Origin of the sequence: Marinifilum sp. RC60d5 (genome assembly GCF_052400665.1) — a bacterium.
Classification (GTDB): Bacteria; Bacteroidota; Bacteroidia; order Bacteroidales; family Marinifilaceae; genus JBQTGK01.
On the sequence record NZ_JBQTGK010000002.1, the window covers coordinates 840,751 to 865,352 of the forward strand.

At 32.4% G+C, this 24,602-nt stretch carries 20 protein-coding genes and 1 riboswitch; of the genes, 13 read left to right on the top strand and 7 right to left on the bottom strand.

Annotated elements, in window-relative coordinates:
* Window positions 1-127 precede the first annotated feature (127 nt).
* The gene (locus ACT3CE_RS07370) at window positions 128-1,915 is read right to left on the bottom strand and encodes a C45 family autoproteolytic acyltransferase/hydolase (protein WP_444709120.1); all 1,788 of its coding nucleotides are present in this window, start codon (window positions 1,913-1,915) and stop codon (window positions 128-130) included.
* Between the two features lie 322 nt (window positions 1,916-2,237).
* Here ACT3CE_RS07370 and ACT3CE_RS07375 point away from each other — a divergent pair, with 322 nt between their 5' ends.
* The 5 genes from ACT3CE_RS07375 (at window position 2,238) to nfo (ending at window position 8,340) form a co-directional block, all read left to right on the top strand.
* Window positions 2,238-2,933: an SIMPL domain-containing protein gene (locus ACT3CE_RS07375; RefSeq protein WP_444709121.1), complete on the top strand. Its 696-nt coding sequence runs from the start codon at window positions 2,238-2,240 to the stop codon at window positions 2,931-2,933.
* A 333-nt stretch (window positions 2,934-3,266) separates the two neighbouring features.
* Window positions 3,267-3,848 (top strand): lysophospholipid acyltransferase family protein, encoded by a 582-nt coding sequence (locus ACT3CE_RS07380; protein WP_444709122.1) that lies wholly within the window; start codon window positions 3,267-3,269, stop codon window positions 3,846-3,848.
* 4 nt (window positions 3,849-3,852) lie between these two features.
* Window positions 3,853-4,710, top strand: coding sequence for a patatin-like phospholipase family protein (locus ACT3CE_RS07385; RefSeq protein WP_444709123.1), 858 nt, complete (start codon window positions 3,853-3,855; stop codon window positions 4,708-4,710).
* 201 nt (window positions 4,711-4,911) lie between these two features.
* On the top strand, window positions 4,912-7,362 hold the full coding sequence (locus tag ACT3CE_RS07390; protein ID WP_444709124.1) for a TonB-dependent receptor domain-containing protein: 2,451 nt from the start codon (window positions 4,912-4,914) through the stop codon (window positions 7,360-7,362).
* 135 nt (window positions 7,363-7,497) lie between these two features.
* Complete coding sequence (nfo, locus tag ACT3CE_RS07395) at window positions 7,498-8,340, top strand: deoxyribonuclease IV (RefSeq protein WP_444709125.1); 843 nt, start codon at window positions 7,498-7,500, stop codon at window positions 8,338-8,340.
* On the opposite strand, the gene ACT3CE_RS07400 is transcribed toward nfo, so the two are convergent.
* From ACT3CE_RS07400 to ACT3CE_RS07415, 4 genes are all read right to left on the bottom strand, one after another.
* Window positions 8,341-9,084 (bottom strand): sulfite exporter TauE/SafE family protein, encoded by a 744-nt coding sequence (locus ACT3CE_RS07400; RefSeq protein WP_444709126.1) that lies wholly within the window; start codon window positions 9,082-9,084, stop codon window positions 8,341-8,343. It lies immediately after the preceding gene.
* A 98-nt stretch (window positions 9,085-9,182) separates the two neighbouring features.
* On the bottom strand, window positions 9,183-9,788 hold the full coding sequence (locus ACT3CE_RS07405) for a MarC family protein (protein ID WP_444709127.1): 606 nt from the start codon (window positions 9,786-9,788) through the stop codon (window positions 9,183-9,185).
* A 293-nt stretch (window positions 9,789-10,081) separates the two neighbouring features.
* Window positions 10,082-10,534 carry a methionine-R-sulfoxide reductase gene (locus ACT3CE_RS07410; protein ID WP_444709128.1) on the bottom strand — a complete coding sequence of 151 codons (453 nt, stop codon included), beginning with the start codon at window positions 10,532-10,534 and terminating at the stop codon, window positions 10,082-10,084.
* Between the two features lie 503 nt (window positions 10,535-11,037).
* On the bottom strand, window positions 11,038-11,415 hold the full coding sequence (locus ACT3CE_RS07415) for a response regulator (RefSeq protein ID WP_444709129.1): 378 nt from the start codon (window positions 11,413-11,415) through the stop codon (window positions 11,038-11,040).
* A 374-nt stretch (window positions 11,416-11,789) separates the two neighbouring features.
* Here ACT3CE_RS07415 and ACT3CE_RS07420 point away from each other — a divergent pair, with 374 nt between their 5' ends.
* The 3 genes from ACT3CE_RS07420 (at window position 11,790) to ACT3CE_RS07430 (ending at window position 14,944) form a co-directional block, all read left to right on the top strand.
* Entirely contained in the window at window positions 11,790-12,023 is a 234-nt protein-coding gene (locus ACT3CE_RS07420; protein ID WP_444709130.1) for a putative signal transducing protein, read from the top strand.
* A 17-nt stretch (window positions 12,024-12,040) separates the two neighbouring features.
* Entirely contained in the window at window positions 12,041-12,808 is a 768-nt protein-coding gene (locus ACT3CE_RS07425; RefSeq protein ID WP_444709131.1) for a transporter, read from the top strand.
* A gap of 177 nt (window positions 12,809-12,985) precedes the next feature.
* Window positions 12,986-14,944, top strand: a complete 1,959-nt coding sequence (locus tag ACT3CE_RS07430) for a tetratricopeptide repeat-containing sensor histidine kinase (protein ID WP_444709132.1) — start codon at window positions 12,986-12,988, stop codon at window positions 14,942-14,944.
* Between the two features lie 29 nt (window positions 14,945-14,973).
* Here ACT3CE_RS07430 and rarD read toward each other — a convergent pair whose 3' ends face one another.
* Entirely contained in the window at window positions 14,974-15,867 is an 894-nt protein-coding gene (rarD, locus tag ACT3CE_RS07435) for an EamA family transporter RarD (RefSeq protein ID WP_444709133.1), read from the bottom strand.
* Window positions 15,868-16,388: 521 nt separating this feature from the next.
* Here rarD and ACT3CE_RS07440 point away from each other — a divergent pair.
* Window positions 16,389-18,032: an AMP-binding protein gene (locus ACT3CE_RS07440; RefSeq protein WP_444709134.1), complete on the top strand. Its 1,644-nt coding sequence runs from the start codon at window positions 16,389-16,391 to the stop codon at window positions 18,030-18,032.
* A gap of 109 nt (window positions 18,033-18,141) precedes the next feature.
* On the opposite strand, the gene ACT3CE_RS07445 is transcribed toward ACT3CE_RS07440, so the two are convergent.
* Entirely contained in the window at window positions 18,142-18,714 is a 573-nt protein-coding gene (locus tag ACT3CE_RS07445) for a hypothetical protein (protein WP_444709135.1), read from the bottom strand.
* Window positions 18,715-18,922: 208 nt separating this feature from the next.
* A riboswitch (cobalamin riboswitch) is annotated at window positions 18,923-19,123 on the top strand.
* A 261-nt stretch (window positions 19,124-19,384) separates the two neighbouring features.
* On the opposite strand from ACT3CE_RS07445, the gene cobI reads away from it, so the two are divergent.
* The 4 genes from cobI to cobM all read left to right on the top strand — a co-directional run bounded on the left by cobI (window position 19,385) and on the right by cobM (window position 24,600).
* The gene (gene cobI / locus ACT3CE_RS07450; protein WP_444709136.1) at window positions 19,385-20,098 is read left to right on the top strand and encodes a precorrin-2 C(20)-methyltransferase; all 714 of its coding nucleotides are present in this window, start codon (window positions 19,385-19,387) and stop codon (window positions 20,096-20,098) included.
* 6 nt (window positions 20,099-20,104) lie between these two features.
* Window positions 20,105-21,508, top strand: coding sequence for a precorrin-3B C(17)-methyltransferase (cobJ, locus tag ACT3CE_RS07455; protein ID WP_444709137.1), 1,404 nt, complete (start codon window positions 20,105-20,107; stop codon window positions 21,506-21,508).
* A complete protein-coding gene (gene cbiE, locus ACT3CE_RS07460; protein WP_444709138.1) occupies window positions 21,501-22,700 on the top strand; it encodes a precorrin-6y C5,15-methyltransferase (decarboxylating) subunit CbiE in 1,200 nt (399 codons plus the stop codon). The genes cobJ and cbiE overlap by 8 nt, the downstream gene beginning before the upstream one ends.
* Window positions 22,701-22,767: 67 nt before the next feature.
* On the top strand, window positions 22,768-24,600 hold the full coding sequence (gene cobM / locus ACT3CE_RS07465) for a precorrin-4 C(11)-methyltransferase (RefSeq protein ID WP_444709139.1): 1,833 nt from the start codon (window positions 22,768-22,770) through the stop codon (window positions 24,598-24,600).
* Window positions 24,601-24,602 lie beyond the last annotated feature (2 nt).

Consider the following 24,602-nt stretch of genomic DNA (forward strand, 5'->3'; position numbering starts at 1 on the left):
TTTTGGTGTGTAAATTCAGTTTACAAACATATAAAAAATAGAATTGCAATTTTTAATTTAATTTTTCCAAAAGGCAAAAAAATCACATGCAAAATGAATGGGATTTAAAGTATTTAATGATAATTTATTAATTGTATTTGGTGACAATTTCATCTATTTTCGATAGATCTTTTTTTATCCATTTTGCAAGGAAGTATTTATTTGCCTCTTCCTTAATTTCTTTAGCCAATTGTTTAATTTCCTTAATATTTTTTTGTTCTGGAGTTTGTGACTGCAGTTTATCGTATGCTTTTAATAGATCTATTTTTGTGTAAAATTGGTCTGCGGGCGATAATATTGCATGTTCTAGCATCTCATCAATTGTGCTGATCACAGCTTTATAATCTTCAAAATTATTTAGAATATTAATTTTGGTAGTATACGCCGAATTATATTTGGGTCTATTCTCAATGTATTTATTGGCAAACTCTAAGGCTTTATCTTGATTTTTTATATTGGTATAACAATTGGCAATTAATTTATATTTGTAGGCAGCTTCAAGTGTAGAGTTTTTTGCATAATTGATTAAAGCCAAATAATACTTATTATCATGCTTCTTTTTTTTGCTAAGATTTTTTCGATACCATTTGTAATAAGCTAACTTACTATTTAAATCTATTTGAGTTTGGCTGGTTTTTGCTTCTTTAAAAAGAGATATTTTTTGCGTGCTAATATCATATTCTAAAAATTGGCCTAAACCAGCTAATTGTTCCGCATACGAAAAATAGATTTTATTATTGGTGTTATCCATAATACAGCTTTTTACAGTCATATCATTATTAATAGCGATATAATACGGATCATGTTGAAGATGATAATATTCGGTAGAAGAAATCATTTGATATGCTTTTTCGGTTAAATCTTTGTTATCCCACTTTTTATTTAACTCTTTTAGTTTGTTTTCTCTTGCTATATTTGAATCGCCATGCATATTAATCGGACTGTATTTATATCGTCCTTTATCAGATAAGGAAAGATTGGTAACGGCTATCATATTGTTCTTCATTTCATTTTTAATGAATTCGCCGCGTGTTAGTTCATATATAGCTCCTGAATGATCTTTTTTACTTCCAACAGTAATGAACCATGCATGGGTACTATAGTTTTTAAATAGTTCATCGACTTCCGATAATTCGTCCGCATTTTCCATTACCTGTCTTAGTTTATAAGGAATTGGCATGTCTGTATTGTAATCGCTACTTTTTTTACCTTCCGGAACAGGGCAGTCATTCATATTAATAGACATACTTAAACCATTGTGATTCATTCCGGTGTAGGCTCCAGGATAACTAACAAAAGTTAAGATACTGGTTGGGATTTTTCCTTTGCGATGATAATTTACAATTAAAGGATAGTGAGTAAATATTTCAATATTGGGCCAATCCAGATTTCGACCATGAACAATTTCATGTTCATTTTTCAGTACAAAGGAAGTACAACTGATATCAAAAAATAGTTGAGGAAAGTAAGCTATTGTTTTTACCTCTCTTAAATTCAGTTCACACCCTTCTGCCATTCCTTCTAATTCTTCAATAAATTCCTTTGGCATTCTTTTTTCTATTTTTCTTATTTTAGCTTTTAAGACTTTATTGGCAATCCATTTTTTCAAGAAAAATTTACCTGCAAAAGATTCTACAATACTATCAATTTTCACATCTAATTTTAAAATCTGATCCTTCATCAGGACGCCGTATTGTAAGCCCATTTCGTATGATTCACCTTTTACTGTTAAAAAAGGGACTCCTTCTTTTGTAAAAACACTTCCTTCATGAAAAGTTCGAACACCATTTTTTTCTTTGTAACTGTATTCTTGCGAAAAGAGAAGTAGTGAGGATAAAAGATAAATTGAGATTAGGACTATTTTCTTTATGTTCATGGTTTAGTAATAAGTTGTTAACACGAATTAATTTTGAAATATTGTGATATTTTTAACAAAAAAAGGCTCTTTTTTTGTGGAATCTAAATTAATCATATTAAAAATATAAAGCATGAATAGTTTTATTAAAAATATTGGTAAGCATGATTTTATAAATTGTTTATTATTTTATAGATAAGGAGATTTAGTAAGCTGTTTTTCTATTTTTAAGTTTAATTTAAACAAATAGAACCTAAAAAAACATTACAGTGCATATATTTAGCACGGTATTTGTTTATGTATTATTTTAAGTATATAGATTTTAACAATTAAATAATTAAGGATGAAAAAAAAAATTATCATTTTACTAGTGTTGTTTTGCGGATTAAAGTTAAGTGCTCAAGTGCAAAAGAATTTTATCGATCAGAATTATATTGAAGTAAAGGGTGTTTCGAAAATGGAAATTGTTCCCAACGAAATTTATCTAAATATAGTTTTAGATGAGAAGGATACCAAAAACAAAGAGAGCGTTGAGCAGTTAGAGCAAAAAATGTATGTGGCCCTCGAAAAGGCAGGAATAAATTTGGAAGAGCAATTATCGGTTTCCGATTTCGCCAGTAATTTAAAATTGCATTTCATAAAAAAATCTAATATTCAGAAATCGAAAGTTTTTGAGTTACTCGTGCATGATTCTAATGTTTTGGCAAAAGTATTTGTGGAGTTAGAAAAAATAAGAATTTCAAATATTAGTATTATCAGAGTAGATCATTCTGAGATAGAAAAATTTCGCAGACAAGTAAAAGTAAATGCTGTAAAAGCGGGTAAAGAAAAAGCTGAAGATCTAACAGAAGCTTTAGGACAAAATATAGGACGCGCCATTTACATTAATGAATCATCGTCGCGATATAGAAACGATTACGCAAACGAAACTTTTAGAATTAGAGGAGCTTCCAGTTTAGCTAAAATGAAGACACCCGATTTAGAGTTTCAAAAAATACAATTGGAATATTCTGTTGTAATGCGTTTTGCATTAGAGTAAGCTAATAAGTTTACAGGAAATATCGGAATTCATAGAGGTTGGAGGGCCCTGTGTTTTCTGATGTTTTTTGTAATCTTATAAATATTTGCAGTTTGACAAACTGCTTTTTTTAATGCTCAATTTTTACTGGTAAACTATTTTTTTGTTCTTTTGTGAAGAATAAATCATAGCAATTAATCGATGTTGAATATTTTATCCTATTTTTTAACCACAGTATTTTATCTTTTATTTTTTTTATTGTTGGTTGTTTTTCACCCAATACAGGTGATTTGTTTAAAGGTTTTTGGTTATCAGGCGCACAAAACGTCGGTCGATATTTTAAACTTTTTTTTGATGCGCTTAGTCGGTATTCTTGGGGTTAGAATTACTTACGAAGGTAGTTTCGATTTGCCACAAAACCGACCTGTTATTGTGGTATCAAATCATCAGGGAACCTACGATATACCGCCAATAGCTTGGTTGTTTAGAAAATATCATATTAAATTTATCTCTAAAATTGAATTGGCAAAAAATATTCCCAGTGTTTCCTACAACCTTCGAAATAGTGGAGCTGCCTTAATAGATAGGAGAAATAGAGCTCAGGCTATTCCTGAAATCTATAAACTTGGAGAACTTATTGCTAAAAATAACTATGCCGCATGTATTTTTCCTGAGGGAACTAGAAGTAAAATGGGAAAAATGAAGAAATTTAAATCTGGCGGAATTGAAGCTTTATTAAAAGCTGCTCCAAATGCGTTAATTGTTCCTTTTGTAGTGGATGGTAACTATAAAATTGAAAAAAAAGGCATGTTTCCTCTTTGTATAGGTCAGCGGGTAAAATATAGTATTTTAAGTCCAATCGAAACAAAAGGAAAATCGGCAAATGAAATTTGCGAAGAAGCTGAAAATGTGATTCGTGAAAAATTAAGGAATTAACAGAATGAAAACTCCGCTAAAAACAGCATTAGTTATAGAAGGAGGCGCCATGCGTGGTATTTTTGCAGCAGGTGTACTCGATACATTTATTGATGAAGATTTTAATCCATTCGACTATGTTGTGGGAGTATCGGCAGGATCGATTAATGCTGCAGCATATTTGGCAAAGCAAAAGGAAAGGAGTCTAAAGGTGTTTACTGATTATTCTTTGCGGCCAGAATATATTAGCTGGAAAAAATTTATTCGGGGAGGACATTTAATGGATTTAGATTGGTCTTGGGAAATAACCTCCCGAGAATTACCTATCCCTATTGATAAGGTATTTGCCAGTAATCTGGAATTTGAAATTGGCGTTACCATGAATTCCGATGGCCGATCTGTTTTTATTAAGCCCGATGCAGATAACTTAAGTCATGTAATGAAAGCCAGCTGTACAGTTCCACTTTTCTATCGTAATTTCTTAAAAATAGAGGATGAAGTAGTTGCCGACGGTGGCGTTTCAGCTCCAATTCCTATTTATCGAGCCTTAGAAAAAGGAGCTAATAGAATTATGGTGATCCGTTCCCGAAAAAATAGTTTTCGCATGAAAAACGGATTGGAAAATAAATTGTCTAAGTTTTTATTTCACAAATATCCAGGTTTATCAAAAGCAATTCAAAATAGACCTGCGGTTTACAATAAGGCTATCGAGGTAATTGAAAATCCTCCTAAAGGAGTTAATTTTATTGATGTTTATCCACCAAGTAATTTTGAAACCAAACGTTTTACAACCAATTATAATGTATTAATGAAAGATTATGAATTGGGGAGGATAGCTGGAAAAGAAGCCATAAAAAACTGGAAACATCTATCTAAAAATTAAACTGTAAAAAAAATCGCATAAATATTCGCCTTCCTGATTAAACTATTTCTTTTTTTTTAAGTCTATCTACAGGATAGAACTTCTTAATTGGATTCCTTATCGGTTAAATGTTAATAAATATCTAAAATGCTAGATTGATATATAATTATTGGCAGAGGAATGGTAAGTTTGTTAGTGTTAAAAAAAAATCAACCTACTACTATGAGTAAATATACATTATTGTTATGCTTTATTTTTGCAGCTATCACTGTTAAAGCTGTCGAGCCTGTTGTTAAACCTGAATTACAAGGGGGAGTAATTAAAGGTATTGTACAAGACAATTCATTGGGAATACCGGTCGAATATGCCACTGTTTCGGTATATAATATGTCTGATTCTGTTTTAATTGATGGTACAATTACAGATGCAAAAGGGGGCTTCGTTCTTAAAAAACTTAAACCTGGAAATTATTATGTCGAGGTGTCGTTTATAGGTTATAACAAAGCCGCAGTAAGAAATATTCCAATCACTAAAAAAAGAAAAGTTGTAAATCTTAAAACGGTAAGTTTAAGACAATCAACAGAATCTCTTGATGAGGTTATGGTAACTACCGAGCGTTTGCCTGTTCAATATCAAATTGATAAAAAAGTAATTCCTGTAAGTCGCCAAATTACTGCAGCTAGCGGTACAGCGGTAGATGTTCTTGAGAATGTACCATCGGTAAGTGTGGATATCGAAGGAAATGTTAGTCTGCGTGGAAGTTCTAACTTTACGGTTTTGGTAGATGGGAAGCCTTCTATTTTAGATGCCGCTGATATTTTGGAACAAATGCCTGCCAGTGTTATCGATAATATCGAGATTATTACAAATCCTTCGGCAAAATACGATCCCGAAGGTACAGCTGGTATTATTAATGTAATCACAAAAAAGAATAAGGATTCCGGACTAAATGGGGTTGTTAACCTTAATTTGGGAACTCAGGAGAATTATAGTTCGGATATTTTAATGAATTATCGAAGTAAAAAGTGGAGCTGGAATTTTGGCTTAGATTATCGAAAACGTGGTTTTAAAGGAACAATAGAGTCCGAAAATAGAACCATTTCCAATGGTTTAACCAATAATGTATTGTCCGATGGAGATACTGAAAGAAGTAGCAGCGGATATGGAATACGAACTGGTTTTGATTACGATATAAATGACAAAAACCAGATTTCTTTTGGGTTTAGATACGGTAAACGTGATATGGAGAGAGAATCTACTTTAGATTACGAAGAATTTACCGATAATCAAGATTCTGATTTTTATGATAGTGAAGATTCATGGGAACGTGATATGGATTTTATAAATTCCAATTTGTCATATACCAAAAAATTCGAAAAGAAAGGTCACGAATGGTCTACTCAGGTGAGTTTATCGCGCAGATTTAATAGTAATGAAGAATCTACCAACGAGCTTTTAATTGGCGAGGAAGTTCAAAGCGGTCAGATTTCTACAGAAACAGGTCCCGGTCAGCGAATTGAAATTAGATCGGATTATACCTTACCATTAAGTAAGGATAGTAAGTTAGAAATTGGATATCAGGGACAGATTCGTGCAAGTGAGGCTGATACAAAACAATACGACTATGTTCCTACTGGGACTTATGAATTTCAGCCTAATTATAGTCACGATGTTGAGTATGATAGAAATGTGCATGGTATGTATGCAACGTTTGCCAATAAAGTTGGAATGTTAGGATACCAGCTGGGTTTTCGATCGGAGCATACTAAGCGTGAGATTAAGTATAGTGGTGAAGCCGAGAAATTTACCATTAACCGATGGGATTTCTTTCCTACTTTTCATGCTCAGCTCGATTTGGGTTCTAAAAACCAGTTAATGGCGAGTTACTCAAGAAGAATAGATCGTCCGCGTGGTTATTATTTAGAACCTTTTGTAACCTGGACCGATGCTTATAATGTGCGTCAGGGAAATCCTTCTTTAGATCCTGAGTATATTGATTCTTACGAAATTGGATACATGAAAAGGTTTGGAGATCAGGCAATTTCTATTGAGTCATATTATAAAGTTACCCATAATAAAATAGAACGAGTTAGAACTGTTTACGATGAGAATGTAATGTTAAGTACTACAGCAAATGTTGGAGTGGATTATTCTTTAGGTATTGAGGCAACTTTAAACTTATCTTTCTCAAAATGGTTTAAGAACGACTTAATTGGTAATGTTTATCATTATAAGGAAGAAGGCGACTTTACTACCGAAAATTTTGCTGGAGAACTGCTTTTTCAGGATTTTTCTACCGAAAGCTTCAACTGGAGTATCAGAAATAATTCAACTTTTATTGTTGATAAAAGTACAAGGTTACAATTGAGTGTTAATTATAATTCTCCAACAGATTGGGCGCAAGGTAAAAGAGAAGGTTTCTTAACTACCTCGGCAGCGGTTAAAAAAGATTTTTTCAATAAAAAATTGTCCGCAACTTTTCAGGTAAGAGATATTTTAGGAACATTTAAGCACGACACGGAATATTCGGGAGTAGATTTCTACAATCATAGTAAGTTTGAAATGAAATCGCCAACTTTTCGTTTGAATTTGAGTTTTAAAATTAATAACTACAAGCAAAAGCGAGGAAAAGGATCTGCAGATGGAGTTGATGTAGAAGAATTTGAAATGTAATATTAATTTGTAATTGGATTTGAGGAAACAGATCCCACAAAATTGAAATATTATCGATAATATTAATAAAACTCACGGAATTAATTTCGTGAGTTTTTTAATGTATCTATTTTAAGAATAGCATAAAAAGACAAAATGAAATATATAGGAGCACATGTAAGTACAGTAGGAGGAGTGGAGAATGCGCCTAAAAATGCACATAAAATTGGGGCCAAAGCATTTGCCTTGTTTACGAAAAATCAACGAAAATGGTCGGCAAAGCCGTTAAGTAATAATAATATTGAGAAATTTAAGAGTAATTGCGAAAAATATGGATATCAGGCAAAGCATATTCTACCGCACGATAGTTATTTAATAAATCTTGGTCATCCCGAAACTGCGGCTCTAGAGAAATCAAGAGCTGCTTTTTTAGACGAAATGCAAAGGTGTCAGTTGTTAGGTTTAGATCGCTTAAATTTTCATACTGGTAGTCACCTAAAAAAAGTGTCGGAGGCAAAATGTTTGCAAACAATTGCCGAATCTATAAATCTTACTTTGGATAAAACGACTGGAGTATCTGCTGTAATCGAAAATACTGCTGGACAAGGTACTAATCTGGGATTTAATTTTGAGCAAATTGCTGCCATAATTCATAAGGTGGAAGATAAAAGACGAATTGGCGTTTGCATAGATACTTGTCATGCCTTTACAGCTGGATATGATATATCAACAAAAGAAAACTTTTCGAAAGTGTTTGCCGATTTTGAACACATAGTTGGTTTCGAATACTTAAAAGGAATGCATTTAAACGATTCTAAAAAAGAATTAGCCAGCAGGGTAGATCGACACGAACTTATTGGTGAAGGTTTTATCGGATTAGAAGCTTTTAAGTGTATTGTAAACGATAATCGTTTTGATACTATTCCTATGGTATTAGAAACACCCAATGCTGAAAGTTGGGCTCAGGAAATTAAATTGTTATATAGTTTACAGAAATAATTAGTGGATCAGAGAGGAAACCACAATAAAAGCACCTGTTACAATATTAATTCCAATCACAATTTTACGAAATTTCTCAGGTTCAATTTTCCCAGCGAATTTAGATCCGAAGTGAGATCCAAAAAATAGAATGGGTAAGCAAAACAAAGCAAGGTGTATCGATTCTTTTTCTATCATTCCATTCATTACAAAAGCTGCTGTTGTAAAAAAGGAAGAAAAGGTGCTGAACCAGGCAAATACTCCACGAAAACGATCTTTAGAGTATCCTTTTCGATTCATAGCTATAACCAAAGGTGGTCCACCTACCGAAATGCAACTGTTAAGCAAGCCACTAACAAAACCAGCAAAAACTATTGGAAAATTAAGAAAGCGTTTAGCTAAAGTCTCTTTCCCTAACATTCTAACAGAGAATAGTATAACTAATATTCCGGTAATTAAACGTAGGTTTTCGCTACTCATATATTCCAATGCATAAACACCTAGAGGTATACCTCCCAAGCTGGCAATAAACATTGGAATAAACAGTTTTGCTTTGATTTTTTCCTGTAGCTTAATAAGAATCACTAAGCTTGTAATTAGATTAAACAAACTCATGGCAGGAACCAAAACCTGCATCGGGAATAGTAATGATAAAAATGGAACTGCAAGTAAAGCAAATCCAAATCCTGTCATTCCTTTAATAAAAGCTGCCGATAGAATTACAATGCTACACAGTAAAATTTGTATGAGAGTAATATCATGCATTTGTTATTTTCTTTTGAGTTGTCTATTACAAAACAAAGTTATCTCAAACATCTAAAAATTCAATGTTAAATAAGCTTAAATAGTGTGAAAGACAAATGTTAGAGAGCTTGTTTTAAGAATGGAAATAAGGAGTGAATTTGAATTGCAACATTGCTCATAAATAGCTTAATAGATATCGCCAGCAGAATAATACCAAATACCTTTCTTAGAATATGAATTCCTCCTTCGCCAAGAATTTTTTCAACAAAATTGGTCGACCTTAATACCGTATATACAAATAGAAGATTAAGAACAATTGCTATAATAATATTTTCCACAGCATATTCGGCTCGAAGAGATAAAACTGTTGTAAATGATCCGGCACCTGCTACCAGAGGAAATGCAATTGGAACAATTGACACGCCGCTTGGCCCATCATATTTAATAATTTCAATTCCCAAAGCCATTTCAACACCCATAATAAATAGAATAAAAGAACCAGCAATGGCAAAACTCGAAATATCAACACCGAATAAATTCAATAACCTTTCACCTAAAAAGGTGAATATAATTAAAACGATCAAAGCCACTAAACTTGCTTTTAAGGCTTCGATGTGTCCTCCTTTTTTCTTTAAATCTAGAATTATGGGAATAGATCCGATAATATCAATTACAGCAAAAAGTACAATAGAGGCGGAAATAATTTCGAGAAAATTTAGGTTCATAGTAATCTATTTTAAGTGGTTAATAGTTTATAATATAGTAAACTTACAATATTAATTTAATGCAAGTGAATTAAAGAAAATATAATTGATTCACTAAAAAAACATTAAATAATTCACAAAAAAAAGGCTAATGTTTAAAATTTAACTAATAACTTCTATTTGTGTTTAATTTTTAAAATCTGCGCGAAGTTATATTATTTCTTCAAATCCCAAAAATAAATTGCAAAAAAATAAAGAATAAAAAAAGAGCTCCACTTGGTGAAACTCTTTTTGTGTAGGTTTAATAATAACTATTACTTTTCTTCTTTTGTTTTTGGAATAAAATTCAGGGAAATACTGTTAACGCAGTGTCGTGTATTTTTATCAGTAAACCCTTCGCCGGTAAAAACATGGCCAAGGTGTCCCTTACAATTCGAGCATACAATTTCAGTTCTTCTTCCATCGGCATCAGGAATATGAGTAACGGCACCTTTAATCTCATCGTCGAAACTTGGCCATCCACAATGCGAGTCGAATTTATCTTCAGAATTATAAAGCTTTGCATTACATTGTTTGCAAGTATAAACTCCAGTTACTTTATTGTTTAAATATTTTCCGGTACCAGGATATTCTGTTCCCTTTTTAAGGATTACTTTTTTTTCGGCTTCGGTTAAAGTATTATAGTTTTCTTTACTCATTGCTTTTTGTGCTATTAGGTTAGTACTGATGAAAAATAATATGCCAGCTAAAATTAATGTCTTTTTCATAATTCTATTTGTATAAATTAATTTAAATCAATTCGTTATCATCGAAAATGATGATGCTCTATAATTTCAAAATTATGTTATTAAATTATTAATTAGCTAAGACTTCGTGCTACAGTTGTAATTTAGATTGATAGTAACAGATAAATTAAAATAATTTTGAGAGTCAATTATTTGGTAACTAATAGATTTGCCAACTTTGTAGGTGTAGGTATTTCTTAAGGAATTAAGGAGTGAAATTGGTGCACTGAAGCTATAGAATAGTTGAGTAATTGTATTTTTCATTTCTTCTTTTAAATGGATTTAATAAACTAAAGACAATAAAATACTTTTTTGTCTTAAATACAATAGAAGAAATGTTATAAAAGCTTAAATTATTGGTGTTTAAATGAATCCACAAATCAAAATTTAATGTCAACGAAATTTGATTTATAAATCACTGAAAATTACTTAAACATCTATAAGTTTAGATGTTAATTTGCTTTTTATGTTGAGGTAATTTTTTTCTATATGGTTAAATGTTTTTGAATAATTTTAATTAGCGTATCTTTTTTTACAGGTTTTGAAACGTAATCGTCGCAACCATTTTCTAAAGATTTTTTCTTGTCACCTAAAAGTGCAAAAGCGGTTTGAGCTATTATTGGAAGATTAGGTCTGATTTTTTTGATCTCTTGAGTGGCTTCATAGCCATTCATCAATGGCATTTTTATATCCATTAATACCAAATCAATATCAGAATTGTTCTTACACAATTCTACGGCTTCAATTCCATTTTTTGCAATTACAACTCTGCAATGTATCTGGTTGAGTAATTCCTCGAAATAAATACGATTAAATTCTTCATCTTCAACTACTAGAATTGTTTTAGGTTTAGGTCGGCTCATTTTGGATTTCTTTTGTAATTTCAAATGTAATATTTCTATGTCACGAAATAAAATATTATTTCTTTTTTTGCTAATATATTTGAACAATATTAGTTTTTATGTCTTGAAGTTTAATTATTCTTTGATTATTGTTGTAAAAGTACAATTATATTAAAGTATAAAAATGCGTTTATTATTTTAAATTTCATAAATTATATGTTTTCTTTTTTTTGCTTTTTGTTCTTATTAATAATAAAATTTATTGATATATATAGTTGTAATTTATTATCTATTTTTGAAAGCTTTAAATTAATGTAATTTTTTTTATTATAAAAGCTGATAATGTGAAGGGGTTTTTATATCTTAGATTGTAAAACATAACCAAAAATAAAAAAATGACCGAAGGAAAAGATATAACCTGTGTTTTTACAGGATCAATTATTGATGTTAAATATTACAACGAGCGATTAGAAGAAATTGGAATTTCTTCGTTTTGGAAAGATGAATTTAGTTCTGGGTTGATTGTTGGTATGGGAGGTGTTCCCGATTCGGTTGATTTGTTTGTCGATAGCAATAATGCAGATAAAGCTAAAAAGTGTATAGAAAACTTACAAAACAAAGAAGAATAAATTTTAATTAGAGATTTATGAAAAATATAATTACAATGATATTGTTGTCGTTAAATGTATTGGTAGTAACGGCACAGAATAAAAGTGAAATGGTAACCGACCGACCGGATCAAACAGAATCAGCTAATGTTATGTCTGTTAAGAGTTTTCAGTTGGAGACGGGATTCTCTTTTGAACGATACGATAAAAATATTAATAATACCAGTTATAATTCATCACTATTAAGATATGGATTGTTAGAGAATGTAGAGGTCCGTCTGGGCTTTGAATATGTTGGGACTAGTGTATCATTAGATGGTGCTGATTTCGATAAAAGTGGTTTTGGTCCACTTACTCTTGGTGCGAAGTTTTTTTTGAGAGAGGAAGGCGATGGTCTACCTAAATTAGCTTTTTTGTCAACTTTATCGATTCCTAATACAGGTTCCTCAGCTTTCGAAAATAATAATTTAGGAGCCGATTTTAGATTAAATGGTGAGTATTCATTAAACGATGCTTTGTCTTTGGGAGCTAACGTTGGTATTGCCTGGAGTGGTGTGGAAGGTGAAGATTATGCCGTAGGAATTTATACTGCCGTGATTGGTATGAGTTTATCAGAGAAATTAGGTGCTTTTGCTGAATTGTATGGTTTTTTACCTGGTGAAGGTAAGAATGATCATCGATGGGACGGAGGCCTTACTTATGCAGTTAACGAAGATTTACAACTTGATTTTTCAACCGGTGTTGGATTGAGTAAGGTGTCACCAGATTTTTTTATTAGCTTGGGCTTAGCCATAAGAATGCCTTAAATGCTTGTTTATTACATAATATAATAGAGCTTGATTTGTATAAATATAGATCAGGCTTTTTTATGTAAAAAATGGATATAGATTCTAAACTTTTTATATAAAATGTCTTGTATTCATGTATATAAGAGTGATATTTGTGAAAATTAAATTTAAAAAATTACTTGTAATCATAAGCCAATGGCATCTGTTCGTTTTATTATTATTTTAATATTGTGTGAATTATGTGGTTGCAATGCAATATCTCAAACTTCAAAAGTTAAGCATTTATCCCAAGATGAGGCCTTGAAAAAGGTAACACAATTGCAGAAAGAATGTTGGGAGTTGAGGGAGATTAAATCTGACTCAGCAATTATTCTTGGAAAAATGGGATTAGAGTTAGCTTTGCAATATGAGTTAAAAAAGGAATTGCCTCGTCTTTATGCTTATATTGGGATTGTAAATCTCCACTACCTAAACAATATTAAGGAAGCTACATTCTATTTTCAACACTCTTTAGAGACCAGTTTACGGCAAAATGATTCGATTCAGCTGGCATATTCCTATAACAATTTAGGTGATTTGTATTTGTTAACTGGAAATATTCCTTTGTCTAGAGAATTTTCTGTAAAATCCGTAGAGTTATTTCAAAAGCTAAAGAATAAAAGAGGAATGTCATATTCTTTTATGAATATGGGCTTGCTTTGTCGTGCAGAAAAGGATTTTAATACGGCAATGGTTTATTTAAAGAAAGCTAAAGCATTATGGGAAGAGTTAGGTAATAACACGGGAGCTGGGCTTGTTTTGCTTGAAATGGCAAATACTTATGAGGCTAAAGGAGATTATGATACGGCTATGTCCTATTACGAGAATGCTTATAAGGAAAGTATTGGATTAAAGACAGTAAAATATGGAACCTTTTGTTTACAGGGGATTGCAAATATATATTATTCAAGAGGAAATTATGATAAGGCTTTTGAGTTTTACAAAAGGGCTTTGGCTTTTAACAAAGAACGAAAATATTATTATGGAATAATAGATAATTACATTGGTATTGCATTGGTGTATGCGAATAAGGGGGAGCGAAAAATAGGTGAAGAATCTCTTCATAAAGCTTTAAGTTTATCAAAATCTTTAAACTTAAATACTAAGATTTTAAAATCGTATGAATCCTTTGTAAAATTTTATGAAATTTTAAATGATTACCAAAAGGCTATTGAATGGTATAATAATTTTTCTACTCCTTACGATTCTATTCTTACAGTTCAGCATTCAGAAATTGTAAATCAAATGCGTAATCGCTTTAGAATTGAACAGTCACTTAGCAATACAAAGCAGGAACTAAATGCTCAAAAATTAAAATATATAAATTTATGGCTAATTGTCGTTTTACTCATTGCAATTATGCTCATATTGATTTGGCGATATTTATCTAATCGAAAAATGAATAAACAGCTCGAAGAGATGAACAATGCCAAGGATAAGCTATTCTCGGTAATTTCACATGATTTAAAAAATCCGTTTAATTCACTTATTGGTTTTAGTGAGTTATTATTATCAGAAATAGACAATTGTAATTATTCCAAAATAAAAGAATATGCCATTTATTTAAATCAGGCTTCTGAAGAGGGATTAAAGTTATTAACCAATCTTTTACATTGGTCGTTATCACAAGCTGGGAGAATAAAGTTCAAGCCCGAGCCATTGAACCTTAATGAGGTGTTTAGCGAACTGAAGGTATTTTATGATACCGAGATTGAAAAACGTAAGCTTAACTTGAAGTTTGAAAATTCTATTCAAAATAAAATTTTGGCAGATCGGGATATCATTAAAATAATATTGATGAATTTAATTACAAATTCGCTTAAATATACTAGGGAGAAGGGGATGATTCGTGTATCAGCATCTCAAAATAAGGATGTGATTTATATACAAGTTGAAGACACAGGAATTGGCATGTCAGAGGATACACAAAAATTATTGTTCGCTAAAACGAGTTTTGTGAATAGTAAAAAGGGACTAAGAGAGGAGCGGGGAACTGGTTTGGGACTTAGTATTGTTAGTGAATTTATTCGGATTCACAAAGGTGAAATTAAAGTGAGTAGCGAGGAAGGGGTAGGAAGCAGATTCGAATTGAAATTTCCAGTTGATTTTAATTAAAAGAATCCATTGTTATGACAAACAGATTACTAATTTTTTTTTAATTTCCTTGTATTTCTAATCATCGAAATTGTATATAACATAAGAGCAAACCAAATTAGCCCAAAGGCAATGACTTGTTCTTTTTTAAATTCTTCTTTATAAATAATTACACCTATTAGTAGCATTAGAGTAGGCCCGATATATTGCATAAAACCGATGGCCGAAAGAGGTATTCTTTGGGCTCCTTTTGCAAACCAATATAAAGGTAAAGTTGTTACAATTCCAGTTAACATGAGATAGGTATTGGTAGAATAGGAACCAACTAAAAAGCCTCCATTGCCAGCTATTAATTTGTAAATAATAAAAGCCGCAGCTAGTGGTGTAAGGAGTAATGTTTCTATACTTAAAGATGGTATTGCCTCAATTCCAGCTGTCTTTTTTACTAATCCGTACAATCCAAACGATAGAGCCAAGATGATAGCTATCCATGGAAATTTGCCATAATCAAGAGTTAAGTAAATTACTGCTATAGAAGCAATTATTAGGGCTGTTATTTTTAATTTATCTAATTTTTCTTTTAAAACAACTATGCCCAATAATACATTCACAATCGGATTAACATAATATCCCAGACTGGCTTCTACAATTTGATTGATATTTACCGCATATATAAATAAACCCCAGTTTATTCCAATTAGAACAGATGAGCAGATTAAACTATTTCTTGTTTGTTTTTGTTTTAAAAGTTGGCTTGTGTTTTTCTGTTTGGTCCAAAATAATAATATCAATAGAAATATAAAAGACCAAAAAATCCGGTGAGATAATACTTCCAGTGCCGAAACATGTTTAACTTGTTTCCAGAAAACAGGAAGTATTCCCCATGCAAAAAATGCCTGCATGGCGTAGATGTATCCAAGACTTGTGTTTTTTGAACTCTTCATTATTAATATTTAAGGATTGGCAAAAGTAATTAATTTAAGTTTGCTAATATTATATGTATAAAAAATTTCAAATATCTTTTTTTGTTTGAAAATATTGAAGTTGATCCTAACCTATAGGTTTTTATTACTATTTATTTCTTTTGGTGAATGAGTGCTGTCGAAATGTAAACTTTAGCAGAAAATTATCGTAATATAAAAATGTACAAATAGGACTGGAGGTATTGTCTTGTGAAAATTGAAATTAATGCATCTAATGTGTCGAAAAAAAGAATTATTTCATGATTTATGAATTAGATCTCTGAAATTGAATTTTATAGATTTTTGTATTTATATGTGCTGTTATTTCAGTGTTTTATATCTTTTTAAGAGAAACTATCTATCATTGAAAATATTTATCGAAATGAGTAAAATGGCAAAAATAAAGATCAAATATCATATTTTTTTTAACTTGCAGTTGTGCAATGATTAATTCAATTGATATAATTAAAGTGTTATAGCACTGTTTACAAAGATATTTCGTGATGAAAAATAATACAATTCTTACATTTCCTGCTCTTTTTTCCAAAACGGTAAAAAAACATGGTAATTGTAATGCAATGGCACTTGTTGGCCAAAAACCTCTTTCGTATAATGAAGTATATTCCAATATTCAGGCACTTCATTCATTTTACGAAAAACTAGGTATTAAGCCTGGCGATAAAGTAGCAATATTAAGTACAAATATGCCTAATTGGGGTATTGTTTACTATGCAACTACCTTTATGGGAGCTGTGGTTGTGCCAATGTTACCCGAGTTTAGTGTAACTGAGATAGAAAATATTCTTAATCATTCCGAGGCAAAAGTAGTTTTTGTTTCGAAAGGCTTGTTGCCTAAACTTAAAAATTTAAAGTCTGATAGTTTAAAATATAAAGTTGCAGTAGAAGATTTTAAGTTAGTTGATTCGCAGAATGAGAAATTACAGTATAATTCAGAAGATCTTCCTCAGCATACCTATCAGGTAAATGAAGATGATATGGCTGCGATAATCTATACCTCAGGAACTACAGGAAGTTCTAAAGGTGTAATGTTGTCGCATAAGAATATTTGTTCCAATGCTATTCGATCGAAAACAATACATCCGATTGACGAGACAGATCGTTTTTTGTCTATTCTCCCTTTATCTCATACCTATGAAAATACATTGGGATTTGTAATTCCGATGATTGCAGGATCTTGTATTTATTATCTTGGTAAAGCACCTGTTCCTTCATTGTTAATAGCTGCCTTAAAGCAAGTGAAACCAACAATTATGTTTTCGGTACCTTTAATTATCGAAAAAATATATAAGGGAAAAATATTGCCAGGAATCAACTCGAAAGCAATTACTAAATTTCTATATAAGATACCTGTTTTTCGCAAGCAATTAAATCGTATTGCAGGAAAAAAACTAATGCAGATATTTGGAGGAGAATTAACATTTTTTGGAATTGGAGGAGCAAAGCTTAGTTCTGCAGTAGAACTGTTTTTGCGCGAAGCAAAATTTCCCTATGCAATTGGTTATGGCTTAACCGAGACAGCACCATTATTAGCTGGTATAGGACCTGCAATTACGAAATATCAATCGACAGGACCTGCCATAATGGGAATGGAATTGAAAATTCATAATCCCAATCCGCAAACTAAAATTGGAGAAGTTTGGGCTAAGGGTGATAATGTGATGATGGGATATTATAAGGAGCCAGAAAAAACCAAAGAGGTTTTAACCAACGATGGATGGTTTAAAACTGGCGATTTGGCAAGATTAGATAAGGATAATTATTTATATATCGAAGGACGATTAAAAAATATGATTGTTGGTGCCAGTGGTGAGAATATTTATCCGGAAGAAATAGAGTCGGTAATCAACAACTTTAAGCATGTGCTAGAATCCGTTGTGGTCGAGAAAAAAGGAAAATTAGTTGCTATGGTTCATTTTAATTACGAAGAACTCGAGCAGCAATATAAGTATATGAAAAAAGAGGTTGAGAATTATGTCGATCAAACTGTTGATGATTTAATTAAGGAATTACAGATTTATGTGAATTCCCGTGTTAATAAATTTTCGCAGGTTCAAATGGTGGTTGCGCAGGTTGATCCTTTTCAAAAAACCGCAACTCATAAAATAAAACGATTTTTATATCTATAAAAATACAAACAAAAGAGGTTGATAATTTATCAACCTCTTTTGTTTGTAAAGGGCACCATTTTTAAATCAAATTATCCCTGATAAGTTAAATTTTTACAGATATATTTTTTTACTCATCTAAAGACCAACTGTAGATTAAAGAGGCATCTCCCGTAAAATCTTTTTCTCGGTCAATTTCTGTTTGACTTTCAAATTCATCTCCAAAACGTTCAAAAGCACTCACAAAGCCAAAATCTCTATCAGGAATATCATTTAATATCTTCCCAATCATCGAAACGGATTTTTTTGATATTATTAACCATGGAACTGTAGCAGCTCCAACAATATCGGTCACGATTCCGAAAGCATCACCCGCAATACCACTTTCAATTTCTTTTAAAATGGCTCCCAGGTCTCTTTGTGATTTTCGGGTGTGTCTAAGATAGATATGAACATTCAATTCTCTATCGGCAGGCATTTCCCTGCTTAAAATAAATAATCCCTCCGAACCCAGGTCCTGAGTGTCAAAGAAGTATTCATTTTCGTGTCTTTTACTTAGCTTAAATGGTTCTTGAGGAATTGTACTTACCATCATTTTATCTTGCTCTGTTGGATGATCAGCAACAATAATAAAGTATAATTTCCAGTTTTTTTTGGGGCGGTAAATCCTGATTCCGTCAATTTCAAGTCTTATTCTACTCATAGTATTAGTATTTAACGTATTATAAATATATAAAATGTTTTTCATTTGTTTATTGTTAATATGTATTAAGTAATTTAATATGTTCTCGGACAGATATTAAGAGTTTGTTTTCTGATAAGACTAAGATATTCAGTCTGATAAGTTTTTTGCTAAATATGGGAGGTATTTTGTTTGGGATCAGGTCAATAATTCTCAAATTAAAAATCATACATTTGTTGTGTGATTTGGCAATATCAGATTGTAAGATCTGTTATTAAAGAGGGAATTCGGTTGAAGTCCGGAACTGTACCCGCAGCTGTAATCTCTATACCAAACTCTACTGTATTATGTCACTGTATCTCATGAGAGATATGGGAAGGCGCAGCAAGAGGGAGAGAGTCAGAAAACCTGCCTTATAAATTGTTGTTTAATCGATACTTTCGGGAATAAAAGTAGGATTATAAGAAAATAAATGTGTCCACGCTTGTGGAACATGCTGATTTTAGCAAAACAAACACCAGTTTTGTTGATATTGCTAAAACAACAGCTGAATTTCTTTTTGATCTGTCATAATTCTTTTTTCGCTTAAATTTCAATTCAACTTAATTAAAATATAAAGACAATTTTTTGTTTGCTTATACATAAACTGTTGTTTAACAGATATGTATCTTCAAGCTGAATAGTAAAAGATATGATTGAACAAAAAGGGAAGGTTATTGGAGTTGCTCTTGGTCCGGGAGATCCTGATTTAATTACAATAAAAGCTTTAAAATGCTTGCAAAGTGCAGAGAAAATTTATTTTCCGGCTACTACAGGTCCAAAAGGAGAAATAAGTAGTTTTTCTTTGCTGATTTTAAAACAATTAAATTTGGAAGAATCCAGGTTTGTGCCTGTAAATGTTCCAATGAGCAAGGATAGAACACTTGCCGAAAAAGCTTATTCAGATTTATACCTTAAAATAGAACAGGATGTAAAAGTCGGTAAACAGGTTGCTGTTGTAAGCGAAGGAGACATTTCTTTTTTTAGTACATTTTCATATTTGTTAAATGATTTAAATAAGAATCAAATAAATTTTGAAATGATTCCGGGAGTACCTGCCTTTATTTTAGGTGGTTCGATAGGGAAATTACCTCTTGTCACCTTGCAGGATAAGCTAACAGTAGCTCCTGATATTAAGAATGAAGAAGAGTTAAAGTTTTTATTAAAACAAAATGAGACTCTTGTTTTAATGAAAATGTCGAAAATTCGCGATTGGATTAAAGAATATATCGAACAAAATAAATTTCAGTTTTTTTACGGCGAATATTTGGGAACTAAAAAACAGTATACTTGTAAGGATATTGATAGTTTGAGAGACAGAAAGATTCCTTACTTCGCCATTTTAATTTTTTACGGAAACAAATAAAATATCATGCCAAATACTTTAGGAAAAATTACTGTTGCAGGATTAGGACCAGGAAGTCCTGAAATGTTTTTAAATCCGGCCATTGATGCAATAAGAGATGCTGATGTAGTAATCGGTTATAAATATTATTTTAGGTTTATAGAAAGTTTTTTAAAAGAAGGAACTGAGTGCATGGATACTGGAATGAGACAGGAAGTGCAACGTGCAGAAAAGGCTTTTGAATTAGCAGAACAAGGGAAAGATGTGGTGGTTATAAGTTCTGGTGATGCCGGAATTTATGGAATGGCATCTTTGGTATTCGAAATGGCGGAGAAAACAGAATCGAAAGTGGAATTAAATGTGATTCCCGGAATTTCGGCATTTCAGGCAGCTGCTGCTAAATTAGGCGCTCCTTTAAGTCATGATTTAGTATTGCTTTCTCTTTCGGATTTACTTACTGATTTTACGTTGATAGAAAAGCGCATGAAAGCCGCTGCTATGGGCGATTTTGTGACTGCAATCTACAATCCTAAAAGTAAAAAAAGATACTGGCAATTGTATCGTCTTAGAGAGTTGTTTTTAGAAGAGAGAGATGGCACAACACCTGTGGCAATAGTTCGACAGGCAGCTCGTGAAGAAGAAGAAATAACCTTAACTAATTTGCAAGATTTTGATCCTGAAATTGTAGATATGTTCTCTGTTGTTATCATTGGAAATTCGCAGAGTTATATTTCCGGAGATCGATTTATTACGCCGCGAGGTTACTACAGTAAAGAAAAGCAAAATGGCCGTCCGGGACCATTAATTATGCAGGAAAGTTTTAGAACAATTGCGGCAGAATTAAAAGGAATGGATTTGCCATTAGAAACAAAATGGATGCTTCTGCATTGTATACACACATCAGCAGATTTTGAGTTGGCTAAAATTCTTAAGGTTCAAAATAATGCAGCGCCAAAATTGAACGAATATCTTCAAAAAGGAGGAGTAATAATTACCGATGTAACCATGGCAAAATCGGGTATTCGTAAGAAAACCTGCGAGCGTTTAGGTATTGAGGTAAAATGTTACTTGCATGATCCACGAACTATGGATTTGGCCGAAAAGCATGGAATAACACGTACACAAGCAGGAATTCGATTGGCAGTAGAAGAACACCCCGATGCATTGTATGTATTTGGTAATGCACCAACAGCTTTAATTGAGTTGACAGATTTAATGCGTAGTAAAAATATACAACCTGCAGGAGTAATAGCAGCACCAGTAGGATTTGTAAATGTGAAAGAATCGAAACACAGAGTAAAAAGTTTTAAAAATCTAGCGGCAGTTATTATCGATGGTCGAAAAGGAGGATCTACACTGGCAGCGACTATTGTAAATGCTATTTTGAGTTTAGAAGATGCTTACGATTTAAAACCTGGAAGAGATGTATAATTTCTACATTATTGGCATACCCGATAAAATGGAAGTGAGCCTTTCTGCTGAAGTAAAAGAAGTGCTGAAAAGTCAGCGCTATTTTTCAGGCGGAAAGCGTCATCGCGATTTGGTAGCTAAATATTTACCTAAAAATGCCCAATGGATTGATATTGCTGTTCCTCTGGAAGGTACTTTTAAGGCCTATGAGAAAATTGATGAGCCAATTGTTGTTATCGCATCGGGCGATCCCTTATTTTTTGGTATTGGAAATACGATTAAGCGCAGATTTCCAGAAGCTAAAATGAAAGTCTATTCTTATTTTAATAGTCTGCAATTATTGGCGCAAGAGTTTCAATTGGCTTACGGAGAAATGTGTATTTGTACGCTTACCGGAAGAGATTGGGTAAATTTAGATCAGGAATTAATTCGAGGCAAGAAAGTTATTGGTGTTTTAACCGATAAGAAAAAAACGCCATCTACCATAGCAAAAAGAATGCTCGATGTAGGATTCGACAACTATAAAATGATTGTTGGTGCTAAATTAGGAGGAGAAGACCAATATTGTACCGAATTGTCTTTAGATGAGGCTATAAATAGAGATTTTTCTCATCCCAATTGTTTAATTCTTATACAGCAACGAGCCATTAAAAGAACTTTGGGTATCCACGAAAAGGATTTTTACATATTAAATGGACGCCCTAAAATGATTACTAAACGTAGTATTCGTTTAAATTCTATTTCTTTTTTAAACTTAAACGAAGCTAAACATCTGTGGGATGTTGGCTATTGCACGGGCTCTATTTCTATTGAAGCCAAACAGTATGCACCTCATTTGCAGGTAACAGCTTTTGAGCGAAGAGAGGAGTCGAAAGGACTTTTGAAATTAAATCAACGAAAGTTTTGTGTGCCCGGAATTGTAGGTATTCACAATGACTTTTTTAATATAGATTTAGCGGAAATTGATAGGCCTGATCGTATTTTTATTGGCGGACATGGTGGTAGATTAGCAGAAATGATGCGAAAACTACACGCAGTTATAGAAAATAATGGAATTATAGTTTTTAATACGGTAAGTGAATCCACAAAGCAAGATTTTCTGAATGCAGTTAAAGATTTAAAAATGGAGATAAGCGATCAGATGAGTATCCAGCAAGATAATCATAATCCGATTGTGATTTTCCAGGCGAAAAAAATTGTGCAGAACATATAAGAAGTATAGAAAATAAAGGAATTTATAAAACTGTTAGCTGCAGGCTAGTGGTTAAAAGTAAAAATATATGAGCAATACAGTACTTATTATCAATAACCGTTTTGCAGTAGCAACGGCAGAAAGAATTGCAGCTAAAATGGAAAAAAGTTTGATTGTTTCGGTAGCTGGATATCCTGGAAGCGAAAAGATTGCTTCCATACAAGATTATTTAAAAGAGAAGTTTCAAGAGATCGATTTGTTGGTTTTTATTGGTGCAATGGGAATTTGTGTGAGAAGCATAGCTCCTTTTATTAAAGATAAAGCTACAGATCCTGCAGTAATTAATTTGGATGTGAATGGTAAATTTGTGCAGTCGGTATTATCAGGACACAAAGGTGGAGCCAACGAGTATGCAAAGCAAATTGCTGCAATTGTAAACGGAACTGCAATCATTACCACAGCAAGCGATACATTAAATTTATGGCCTCTGGATATATTTGGCAGAGATTATAATTGGACAAATGAGTATCAGAATTCTACAGAGAATGATTTTATTGCAGCTTTTGTAAATAAAAAGCAAACAGCGCTTTTGCTAGATGTTAAAAATGAAGGAACAGATGAACTACTAGCTTCTTGTCCTGATTTTGTAGAGGTATTTTATAATTTCGGCGATATTAAACAAGAGGATTTTGATTTGCTGATAGCTGTGAGTCCTGGAGTTTATAAAAGCAATATTCCGACCTTATTTTATCGACCTAAGTGCATTGTTGTAGGAACAGGAGCACAAAAAGGAATTCATGTTGAGGCATTCGAAAAAGAATTGAAAGCTTGTTTTGCTGCTAATTATCTTGCTTTTTCATCTTTAAAAAGTATTCATAGTATTACCGTAAAAGCCGAAGAGGAAGCTTATAAAAAGTTTAGTGAAACCACGAATCTAAACTTTATTACTTATACAGCCGAACAATTAAACGAGAAAAAAGAGGAAGTAAGCTATTCGGCGGCAGCACACAAAGAGGTGGGAGCCGTAAATGTATCCGAAGCATCGGCTTTACTGGCAAGTGGAGCAACTTCTTTATTGCAAACCAAAAGCAAACATGTTGATAATAATGGCAAGCATTTTACCTTAGCTCTGGCAATGGATGCATTGCAGGAAAGAAAAGGTGAGATATTTATTGTAGGTGCTGGCCCGGGTGCTCCCGATTTGGTTTCTGTTCGTGGAATGAATTTGCTAAAAAAAGCAGATTTAATTTTATATGCAGGAAGCCTTGTTCCTCGTGAATTAACCGATTATGGAAAAGCATCCTGTGTAATTAGAAATTCGGCTGATCTTACTCTAGAAGAGCAATTCGATGTAATGAAAAAACATTACGATGAAGGAGGATTAGTTGTGCGTTTGCATACCGGAGATCCTTGTATTTATGGTGCTATACAGGAGCAAATGAACTTTTTCGATAAATACAATATGCAATACGAAATAGTACCGGGTATTTCATCGTTTCAGGCAGCAGCAGCTCGCTTAAAATCGCAGTTTACGATTCCCGAAAAAGTACAATCAATTATTTTAACCCGAGGAGAAGGAAGAACTCCAATGCCTCCTCGTGAACAGTTGTCGGAATTTGCAAAGTTTCAATCTACCATCTGTTTATTCCTGAGCGTTACTTTGGTTGAGAAATTGCAGAAAGACTTATTGGTAGGATATCCTGAAGATACTCCTGTGGCAGTTTGTCATAAATTAACCTGGAAAGAGGAGAAAATATGGCGAGGAAAATTGAAAGATTTGGTAAAAATAGTAAAGGAGAATAAATTATCCTTAACTGTTATGATTGTGGTAGGAGAAGCTATTGGTAACCGTAAAAACAGATCATTACTTTACCATCCTAAATTTACACATGGCTGCCGTAAAGCAAGTGAAAATTCATAAAT